This window comes from Bacteroidales bacterium (assembly GCA_021157585.1).
GTDB lineage: Bacteria > Bacteroidota > Bacteroidia > Bacteroidales > UBA12170 > UBA12170.
Window position 1 is genome coordinate 1 of the sequence record JAGGWH010000053.1, and the last position, 9617, is coordinate 9617.

The following is a 9617-nucleotide window of genomic DNA, read 5'->3' on the forward strand; positions in this document are numbered from 1 at the left end:
CAATTAAACCTTCGAAGTGAGGAGCATATTTCTGATATTTATTTTGCAAGAAAAAAGGGATTTCAAGGCCTTTTACTACCATAATAAATACATCTAATAAAACGTCCATATTATCGCTTAATGCAAACTCTCCAGATTTAATTCCTTGTGTGATAATTTTTTTGATATTCTCTTTTTCCCATTCATCTAATTCATTTCTTAAATCATCGATAAAGTCGAAATGTTCAAAAAAGTCGGCTTTTATTGTTTCGTGATAGTTGGCGGCTCTGTTTAAGATCTCCATTCTTTTTATAAGATACGCTTTTATTTTTCCAGTGGCGCTTAGGTTCTTGTCCTTTACAATAATAGATAATTGAATTTTTAAGTTCACTATTTCATTTGAAACAACCTCTTTAAATAATTCCTCTTTTCCAGCAAAATGATAATAAAGCGATCCCTTGGCTTTACGCGCTATTTTGGCAATCTCATCCATAGATGTTTTATGGAATCCAAATTGACTAAACAATTTATTAGCTACACTTAAAATTTTATTTCTTGTATCATCTATAGCCATAATCTCTATCTTAATCAAACTGACTAAATCTGTTTTGAAGTGCAAATATAGAATTATTTTTTAATGAGGCTTGGAGAATTAGTTTTTTTTAACATTTAGTTTTGAGCATCTTAATTATTCGCAATATCTTCAGGAATATATTTTCGTAAAATAGATTCTATCATAAATTGATAAGATTGTCCGATAGCACTATAGCCTTTAATACTGCTTGCCAACTTTGACAAACTGGGTTCTGTGTCTGTATAGAAATAATTTACTCTTTCGTTACGAAATCTTTGCATTCCTCTTTTAGAGTTGAGAAATAATATATAATCTGTTACAGATTCTTGTACGTTATTATATGATTTTACTTCAAATCCGCCTTCTTCATCGGCATTTGCTTTAATACCACAGCCTGCTTTATAACAGTGAATACCAAAATACGCATTTCCCTCTTTGCAAAAACGTGATTTTCCCCAACCTGATTCAATAGCTGCTTGTGCCAAAGCAAATCGAATAGGGATTATATCTACCCTGCTAAGCAATTCATTCAGGTATATAATAATGCTTTCATTATTTTCTTCAAAAAGTGTTTCGTTAACTTTTCCAATATATTTTTTTTCAAGCGTTTTAAGCCATCGTTGCTCGGGTAGTTTTATTTTTTTTTCTTTTTCAACCATAGATTTAATTAATAGTAAACGCTTTCTCTCAAGTAAAACTTCTTGGTTAGAGTGTTGAATAAGAGGAATTAGTTTTAAGATAAAATCTTTATGAGTATCAGGTATAGAAGTCTTTCCTAAAAAAAGATTTTCATTATAATTGCCTGTATGCTCTTCTTTATTAGGGTTATATGATTTTTTTGGAAAAATAAAAAATATAAAAGTAAGTAAGCAGAGTAGGAGCGAAGGCTTGGTTATTATTTTGAGCATAAGAGATTAGATCAGTGGCTAAAAAATACGAATAATAAGCTTTTTTCTATTTGGTAAAATTAACAATTCTCGTTTAATAAGTTTTGTTTTTTTTTAATGGGACTTACATATTCAATTCTAAATTTGTAATCGATGCAAGACACAGCAATGAATCTAACAAATACTAATACGACTGAACTTAAGGCTCTAGTTCAGTTGTTAGACGACCCCGATATTACTGTTTTCAGTCAGATTGAAGAGCGAATATTGAATTTTGGTAATGATGCTATTGCTGTACTTGAAGACAATACTAGCTATAAGTCGGATAAAGAAATCAGTAATCGTATTGACAGAATAATAAAGAAGATACAGTTTAACTCTATTTATACTGAACTTGTTGATTGGAAGCATAATGATCAGGCTAATTTATTTGAAGCCGTTTTAAGCATTTCGGCTATGCAATATCCTAAAATGGATGTGTTGGTTCTAAGGAAAATGATGGACAGAATTACACGGGATGTTTGGTTGGAAATGAACGAAGAACTTACTCCTCTCGAAAAAGTGCAAATATTTAACCATATTTTCTTTGGTACTTATAAATTTTATGGAAATAAAGGTAACCTAAGTTCTCCTCAAAATTCTCTGATAAAAGATGTTTTGGAAAGTAAGAAGGGAAATTCTGTTAGCATTAGCATATTGTATCTCGAAATTGCACGCCGCTTGAATATGCCGATATATGGTGTCGATTTACCGCAAAATTTTGTCCTGGCTTATGTGAACGACGAAAGTGTACTCTCTGCAAATCATAGGGTATTATTTTATATCAATCCATTTAATGAAGGAATTATTTTTACTAAAAAAGATATCGATGCTTTTTTAAAGCAAATCAGCGAAAAGCCTCGTAAAGAATATTATCAGGTGTGCGATAATGTTAGTGTGGTTAAACGCTTGCTAACAGAACTTGTTGAGAGCTTTTCTGCTGTCGGAGAGGAAGAAACCGCCGAAACTTATAAACGACTTTCTAAGGCTATTGATTAATAAAGTATTTTTAATCTTAAGATGAATTTTATGCAAAGAGCAGCTCTTGTTGTATTGTTCTTGATTTCGCTTACCTTATCAGCTCAGGAAAATAATACGAAAAGTAAGTTTGGATTGGAATCTAAATTTAATTTTGGTGAGTTTATTTTCTTTAATCAAATGGATGGGTCTGCCGGTATTAACAGCGATTGCGCATCTTCTTTTGGAATAAGCTATAGTTATAATTTTAAGAATAATTTTTGGTTTGAAACAGGATTGCTTTATCAAAAAGTTGAAAGTGAAATTACACCGGCACCAACAGCATTGCCTGTTCAGTCATATAGTGCCGAAATTTGGTGGATGGAAATTCCAATGTATTTTCGTATGGATTTGAAACCTTGGTTCTTTTTTAAAGGGGGTACCATATTAGCTTTACAAAGCGAGGAATCGCTCTCTACATCTTTAAATAATCAAGGAGGATGGGGTGTTTTTATGGGTATGGGTTTTAATATTCCAATGTATAAAGCAATACGTTTGGAATTAGAGTCGGGAATTAAGGTTTTGTCAGTTTTGTCGTTTAAATCAATTAGTAATAATAGGCATTATGTAGCTCCAACGCTTGGAGTTAGGATTACCTACAGAAAATAGATTATTCCTCTACGTTATACTGGGTAATTAGTAAACGACTGTTTAATTCAAAAGCGAGCAAATTTCCAAAGCCTGCTTTTTTTGTCATATACACGCCATTATCCAAATCAATAAAATCTTGTTTTTCTGTATTAATACAATGATGGATATATTCCAAATCTACCGGTGTATGTCCGTGAATAAGCTGGCGATAAGCAATTTTTGATGGAATAACCTTAAATTCTTTAGCCCATAACATAGTTTGTTTATCGCTAAAAACATCTTCTTTTCTAAAGTTTAAACCGGCATGAACAATAACATAATCTTTAAATTCGAGGTAATACTCCAATTTTTTCATCCAATCGATATATTTTTGTGGAATATTTTCCATGCGCTTGGTTCCGAAACTTTTAAGAGTGTCTTTGCCGCCGAATTCCATCCATTCTTTTTTTATTTTATTTGGTTTGAAAGCGGCAAAAAATCCTTTTTTGTTTTGAGCAAGATGAAGGCTTTTCAGGAGAAATTCTTCGTGATTCCCTATTAAAGCAGTTATTCTATAACCTTTATCCTGTAACTCCATAATAATATCAATAACACCTTTGGAATTGGGGCCGCGATCGATATAATCACCTAAAAAAATTAAATGATCTGTTTTGTTTGGACGTATCTGGTCAAGCAAAGCTTGAAGTGTTTGCGAATAACCGTGAATATCGGGAATAACCCAGCGTTTTTGTGTCATTTTAAGCAGTGTATAGAAAAAGCTAAATTAGTAAATTTTCTGGTTTCGATTTTGCTAATTTATATTTTTGCTAGGTTTAAGCGCTCAATAATTTCTTAGTTTTGCGATGATGTTTTATTTTATACGGAATCCTTTTATTTTACGACAGTGGTATAAAAAGTCTTTGCTTTGGAAGATTCCCAATGTAAAAAATGAAATTTTTCTAACTTTCGACGATGGACCCACTCCTGAAGTAACTCCACGTATCTTAGAAATTCTAAAACAACATCAAATAAAAGCTACTTTTTTCTGTGTAGGCGAAAATGTACAGTCTTATCCTGAGTTATTTGAGCAGATTCTTTCTGAGGGGCATAATGTCGGAAACCATTCGTTTAATCATTTAAACGCTTGGGAAACAGATGGAAATACTTATATTGAAAATGTAGATAAAGCGGCTAAATTGATACCATCAAAGTTATTTCGTCCTCCTTACGGTAAAATAACGCCAAAACTTATTAAGCATTTAAAAAAATCTTATAAAATAGTTATGTGGACGGTTTTGAGTGGCGATTTTGATGCTGATGTAAATGTTGAGCAATGTTTTAATAATACCTGTGAAAAAACAGAACCTGGAGATATTATTGTTTTTCACGATAATGTAAAAGCAAAAAATAACGTTCTTAGTGCTTTACCCAAAACATTAGCGTATTTTAATAAATTAGGGATAAAAGTTAGTGCCTTACCCGATAAATAAGTAGATTTATAAAAAAACTAAATACCTTTGTCATAACTAAAAAGAAGTCTATGCAAGCTAAGCAAATCTTTAATTTAACAGTTTCCGTTTTTGTTTCATTTTTGATAGTGGTTTCTTGTGCTAATCCTGTTGCCCCAACGGGTGGACCTAAAGATGAAACTCCGCCGGAATTTTTAGGTAGTGATCCCGTAAATAGATCCCGTAATTTTAATACAGACAGAATAGATTTAGCTTTTGATGAATTTGTTGTTTTAGAGGATTTGAATCAACAACTGTTGATTTCACCTCCGATGAAAGAGAAGTTAGACGTTAAAACTAAAGGAAAAGGAGTGAGAATAGATTTTGATAAAGAAGAGTCGCTTGCTGAAAATACAACTTATACCATTTATTTTGGTGATGCTATTGTAGATTTACATGAAAAAAATCCATTATCAAACTTCCAATATGTTTTTTCTACCGGAGCCGATATTGATAGTTTAAGTATTAGAGGTAAAGTATTAAGTGCAGAGTATTTATTGCCTGCAACAGATGTGTTTGTGTGTTTATATTTGGATAATAATGATACTATAGTTTTTGATAGTATGCCACAAAAAGTTCGTCCTTATTATGTAGCAAAAACCAATGAAGAGGGGACTTTTGAAATTAATAATATTAAAAATGATCACTATCTGATATTTGCAGTAAAAGATGCTAATGCAAACTATTTTAACGATATGCCAAATGAGGCTATTGCATTTGCTCTGGATTTGATAAAACCTGAAGAAGTGTTTGATTATATTCCGGATACTATTCCTGTTGATACTTCCAACGTAAAATTGATGGATAGTCTTTGGGCAAATTATGCCATTCAGATTACAAAAGAAACACATACATTATTGCTTTACGAACCTCAGGATTCTGTGCAAAAAATAATAGCAGATGAGTTTTTAGATAATAAGCGAATGCATTTTGAGTTTAAATATCCACTCAAGGAAGATGTTGCTTTTGAAATTTTAAATCAGGATACCGATAAAGAAGTTTTTTTAGCAGAGTATTCTGCTAATAGAGACAGTTTAGATTTATGGTTTTTAAAACCTTTTTCCGACACATTACGTTTTAGTATGGTGGCTGATACACTTAAAGTCGATACTTTGGAAATAGTGTTTAACGATGGTAATGAAAAAGAAATACCTAAAACAAGAAGAGGGAGAAAAGAAGACAAAAGCCAAAAATTAAAAGTAGAAACCATTGGTTATACAAGCAATTTTAAAAAAGATTTCCCGTTTTTTGCTAAAGGAAAAATAATTTTTGAATCTCCTATTAAACTAGCAAATTTTGAAAATTGCACTTTATTGGAAGACTCTATTCCTGTTCCTTTTGAAATATATTTTACAGATAAAGTAAAGCGTAAACTTGTGATTGATTATTCTTGGAAAGAAGGAGCTGATTATCGATTTGAAATTCCTGATCAAGCGTTAACAGACATTTATGGACTTAAAAATGATAGTATAGTAGAAAACTTTAATACTACTGAAGAAAGTCAATATGCAGAGCTAATACTACATATCATTTTGCCCGAAGAGTCAAGCTCATCTTGGATCGTTCAGCTTTTTAAAGGGGAAGAAGATAAAGAACAGATTGTAGATTTCTCTTCTATAAAAAAGAGCGGCGATTTAACTTTCTCTAAATTATCTGCCAATAAATACAGAGTTAAGGTTCTTGAAGATTGTGATAATAATGGTAGGTGGACTAGCGGAGATTATACAAAAAAACAACTCCCGGAAAAAGTTTTTTATTTCCCAACACCTATTGAGTTAAAAGCAGGATGGAAGGTTGAAGAAACTTGGACTGTTGACGATGCTTTTCAGGTAAATCCAAGTGTTAAAATTAAAAAGAAATAATAGGAATTTTTATCATAAAAAAAGAGGGCTTTGTTAAAAGCCCTCTCCATCCTTGTTATCCTTCAACGATTAATCTTCATTACAACGATTAATACATTGAATAATTTCTGTTAGAGTAGTGCTTTTTAAAGAGTAAAAAATCTTTTTTCCCTCACGTTTAGAGATAAGCACTTTGTTGTTTTTTAATATGTTTAAATGGTGAGAAGCAGCAGCTTGCTCTATATTTAACGCATGATATATTTCTGTTACACTCATACGCTTATTTTGATCTAACATATCAATAATTGCTATACGCATAGGGTGAGCGATGGCTCTCAATTTGCCGGCAGCAAATTCGAGCTTTTCAATGTCAAGCGATAAATTTCCCATAATATTTTTATTTTAATAATGTAAGACAAAATTAAATATTTAATTATGTAAAAGAAATAAATATATAAATTATTTCTAATTTAGAATAGTTCTAAGTTGCTAATTGAATAATTCGGTGAATGAAAACTTATTTCCATCGAACAAGCCTTTGTCACTTAATTTAATTTCTGGAATAACAAGTAAAGCCATAAACGAAAGTGTCATAAAAGGCGCCCCTAAATTTCCTCCTAATCCTTTTGCTTTTTTGTCTATATCTGCATATTGTCTTGCTATTTTAAAGCCATCGGCATTCGACATTATTCCTGCAACGGGTAAGGAGAGTATCATTTGTTCTTTATCTTTCACCCAAGAAACGCCACCTGTTTCTCTGATAATTAGGTTAATAGCAGCAAGTAATTCTTGGTCGCTTGTTCCAACGGCAATAATATTGTGGCTGTCGTGAGCCACGCTGGACGCAATAGCTCCTTCTTTGAATCCAAATCCTCGAATAAAACCAATAGCGGGTTTTGAAGGCTCATAGCGATTTAAAACAACAATTTTTAATACGTCATTTTCAATATTGCTTATAACATTATTTTTATCTATCAAAGCTTTATCGTGTACTAAATGTGTAATTAATTGTCCGTCTACAGCTTCAATAACTTTTAGTTTTCCTGTTTGTGGTTTTACTTGTAAATCGGAAAGTGCTAAGGGTTTTGCTACAAAAAGATTTGGAGTAGACTCTTTTATAGATTCAATTAATGTTTTACCATTTTCGGCAATTAATTGTCCGCGTACATAGGTTTTTAAGACATTGAAATTTTCAGGATTGTCAATCACAATAAGGTCTGCATCATCGCCGATTTGTAACATTCCCACATCAAGTTTATAATGTTTTATTGGGTTTAGTGTGCAGCTTTTTAATATGCTTATTAAATCATAGCCTTTGGTTAGTGATCTTTTTATCAGTTGATTAATATGCCCTTTTTCCAGATCGTTAGGATGTTTATCGTCTGAACAAAGCATTATTTTATCGCTATATTCGCCCATTAGCTCAATCAGCGATTCAAAATTTCTGGCAGCACTTCCTTCCCTAATCTGAACAAACATACCGCTTTTCATTTTATCTAATGCTTCTTCTGTTGTAAAGCATTCATGATCGGTTGAAATGCCGGCTTGTGCATATTTTTCAGCATCATTTCCTTTTAATCCCGGAGCATGACCGTCAACAGGTTTGTTGTATTTTTTTGCGCTTGAAAGTTTAGCGAAAACTTCTTTATCGTCATTTAAAACCCCGGGGAAATTCATCATTTCTGCCAAATATTTTACCTCATCCATTTGTAAAAGTTCATCTACTTCCTCAGGTCCAAGAGATGCTCCTGAGCTTTCAAAAGGGGTGGCAGGAACGCAGGAAGGAGCTCCAAAGTAAAACTTAAATGGAACTTTGTTTCCGTTTTCAATCATAAATTTCACTCCCTCTATTCCTAAAACATTAGCAATTTCGTGAGGATCGGAAACGGTAGCAACAGTACCATGGATAGATGCTAAGCGTGCAAATTCCGAAGGAATAAGCATAGAACTTTCAACATGGATATGAGAATCTATAAGTCCGGGTAAAATATATTGACTTTCAGTAATTTCGGGATTGGGAATTATGGTCTTTATTTTGGCTCCTTCTATATGGAGTTCACCTTTAAATATTTTTCCCGCGATTATATCGACAATATGACCTTTTAATATGTTCATGATAGCGTAATTTTAATTGGCAATTTACGCTTTTTTAAGAAAATGAGTGTCTATTTAGGTGCTTTTTTAAGGAGGTAGAGTGCGATGATAATATAAATCAGATTTGGAATCCAAGCAGCAACTAATGGGCTAAGATTGCCGGAAATAGCAAATACCGTTGTGAATTGCATAAACAAAATATAGATAAAAGTAAGTGCAATACCAAGTCCTAAGTGCATACCTATACCTCCACGTACTTTTCTGCTTGATAAGCTAACGCCTATTATTGTTAGTATAATAGTGGCAAAAGGAAATGCTATGCGTTTATGCATTTCGATTTCGTAGGTCATTACATTAGGAGATCCTTTTAGTTTTTGTTTAGCAATAAAATTACGAATCTGAAAGAAATCCATTTCTTCATAATCCTCTTTAATTACAATAAGGTCTTTTGGATTTAGTGCTAATGTTGTATCTTTTGTCTCGCCTATAATTAACTTTTCGTTAAGACCATCAATATAACGTTCGTAATAATTGATAAGCGTCCACTTATTGCTTATTGTATCGAAAACGGCTTTATCTGTATTCAATTTATAAATCAATTGTCCGAGGCTATCAACTTTTTCCAGAGAAAATTTTCGTGCAGTTCCTGTTTTCACCTTAAATCGTTCTACATATACGAAAGTACCTTTACTTATCTGAAAATGAATGTTTTCTCCCATATCTTTTTGGAGATTACTAAGGTATTTTTGTTTAAAAACACGCATCTCAATATTTGTATGAGGAATAACAAAGTTTGCTAAAGAAAACGAAAGAACACCTAATATTCCGGCCGAAATAATATAAGGGCGAAGCAGTCGTTTAAAACTAATACCAGAACTCAGCATTGCAATTATTTCTGTATTTGCAGCTAGTTTAGAAGTAAAGAAGATAACAGTTATAAAAACAAATAGATAGCTAAAAAGATTTACAAAATAGGGTAGGAAATTGATATAATAAGAAAAAATAATCTCGTTTAACGGAGCTTCTTTTTCAATAAAATCTTCAATTTTTTCCGATACATCAAAAATGATTATTATTATTGTTAATAAGGCAATAGAATAAAAAAAAG

The 9617-nt window shown here is 32.1% G+C and carries 10 protein-coding genes; 4 read left to right on the top strand and 6 right to left on the bottom strand.

Annotated elements, in window-relative coordinates; all coding sequences use genetic code 11:
• Positions 1-598: TetR/AcrR family transcriptional regulator (locus tag J7K39_03360; GenBank protein MCD6178922.1), on the bottom strand; the 598-nt coding region annotated here is incomplete at its 3' end.
• A gap of 65 nt (positions 599-663) precedes the next feature.
• Complete coding sequence (locus J7K39_03365) at positions 664-1461, bottom strand: glucosaminidase domain-containing protein (GenBank protein MCD6178923.1); 798 nt, start codon at positions 1459-1461, stop codon at positions 664-666.
• A 132-nt stretch (positions 1462-1593) separates the two neighbouring features.
• Here J7K39_03365 and J7K39_03370 point away from each other — a divergent pair, with 132 nt between their 5' ends.
• On the top strand, positions 1594-2478 hold the full coding sequence (locus J7K39_03370; GenBank protein MCD6178924.1) for a transglutaminase family protein: 885 nt from the start codon (positions 1594-1596) through the stop codon (positions 2476-2478).
• A 30-nt stretch (positions 2479-2508) separates the two neighbouring features.
• A complete protein-coding gene (locus J7K39_03375; GenBank protein ID MCD6178925.1) occupies positions 2509-3105 on the top strand; it encodes an outer membrane beta-barrel protein in 597 nt (198 codons plus the stop codon).
• A gap of 1 nt (position 3106) precedes the next feature.
• On the opposite strand, the gene J7K39_03380 is transcribed toward J7K39_03375, so the two are convergent.
• Positions 3107-3823 (bottom strand): serine/threonine protein phosphatase, encoded by a 717-nt coding sequence (locus tag J7K39_03380; GenBank protein ID MCD6178926.1) that lies wholly within the window; start codon positions 3821-3823, stop codon positions 3107-3109.
• Between the two features lie 106 nt (positions 3824-3929).
• On the opposite strand from J7K39_03380, the gene J7K39_03385 reads away from it, so the two are divergent.
• Together J7K39_03385 and J7K39_03390 are read left to right on the top strand one after the other, a co-directional pair.
• On the top strand, positions 3930-4556 hold the full coding sequence (locus J7K39_03385; protein ID MCD6178927.1) for a polysaccharide deacetylase family protein: 627 nt from the start codon (positions 3930-3932) through the stop codon (positions 4554-4556).
• Positions 4557-4606: 50 nt separating this feature from the next.
• Positions 4607-6436 carry an Ig-like domain-containing protein gene (locus tag J7K39_03390; protein ID MCD6178928.1) on the top strand — a complete coding sequence of 610 codons (1830 nt, stop codon included), beginning with the start codon at positions 4607-4609 and terminating at the stop codon, positions 6434-6436.
• A 69-nt stretch (positions 6437-6505) separates the two neighbouring features.
• Here the strand turns inward: J7K39_03390 and J7K39_03395 are convergent, their stop codons facing one another.
• The 3 genes from J7K39_03395 to J7K39_03405 all read right to left on the bottom strand — a co-directional run.
• Positions 6506-6805 carry a helix-turn-helix transcriptional regulator gene (locus J7K39_03395; GenBank protein MCD6178929.1) on the bottom strand — a complete coding sequence of 100 codons (300 nt, stop codon included), beginning with the start codon at positions 6803-6805 and terminating at the stop codon, positions 6506-6508.
• Positions 6806-6904: 99 nt separating this feature from the next.
• Positions 6905-8530 carry an adenine deaminase gene (gene ade / locus J7K39_03400; GenBank protein ID MCD6178930.1) on the bottom strand — a complete coding sequence of 542 codons (1626 nt, stop codon included), beginning with the start codon at positions 8528-8530 and terminating at the stop codon, positions 6905-6907.
• A 50-nt stretch (positions 8531-8580) separates the two neighbouring features.
• Positions 8581-9617, bottom strand: a 1037-nt coding sequence (locus tag J7K39_03405; protein ID MCD6178931.1) for an LptF/LptG family permease, incomplete at its 5' end; no start/stop codon positions are given.

Coding starts and splice junctions, on each gene's coding strand:
- ade (MCD6178930.1), bottom strand. CDS start 8,530: ATGAACATATTAAAAGGTCATATTGTCGATATAATCGCGGGAAAAATA.
- J7K39_03385 (MCD6178927.1), top strand. CDS start 3,930: ATGATGTTTTATTTTATACGGAATCCTTTTATTTTACGACAGTGGTAT.
- J7K39_03375 (MCD6178925.1), top strand. CDS start 2,509: ATGCAAAGAGCAGCTCTTGTTGTATTGTTCTTGATTTCGCTTACCTTA.
- J7K39_03370 (MCD6178924.1), top strand. CDS start 1,594: ATGCAAGACACAGCAATGAATCTAACAAATACTAATACGACTGAACTT.
- J7K39_03380 (MCD6178926.1), bottom strand. CDS start 3,823: ATGACACAAAAACGCTGGGTTATTCCCGATATTCACGGTTATTCGCAA.
- J7K39_03365 (MCD6178923.1), bottom strand. CDS start 1,461: ATGCTCAAAATAATAACCAAGCCTTCGCTCCTACTCTGCTTACTTACT.
- J7K39_03390 (MCD6178928.1), top strand. CDS start 4,607: ATGCAAGCTAAGCAAATCTTTAATTTAACAGTTTCCGTTTTTGTTTCA.
- J7K39_03395 (MCD6178929.1), bottom strand. CDS start 6,805: ATGGGAAATTTATCGCTTGACATTGAAAAGCTCGAATTTGCTGCCGGC.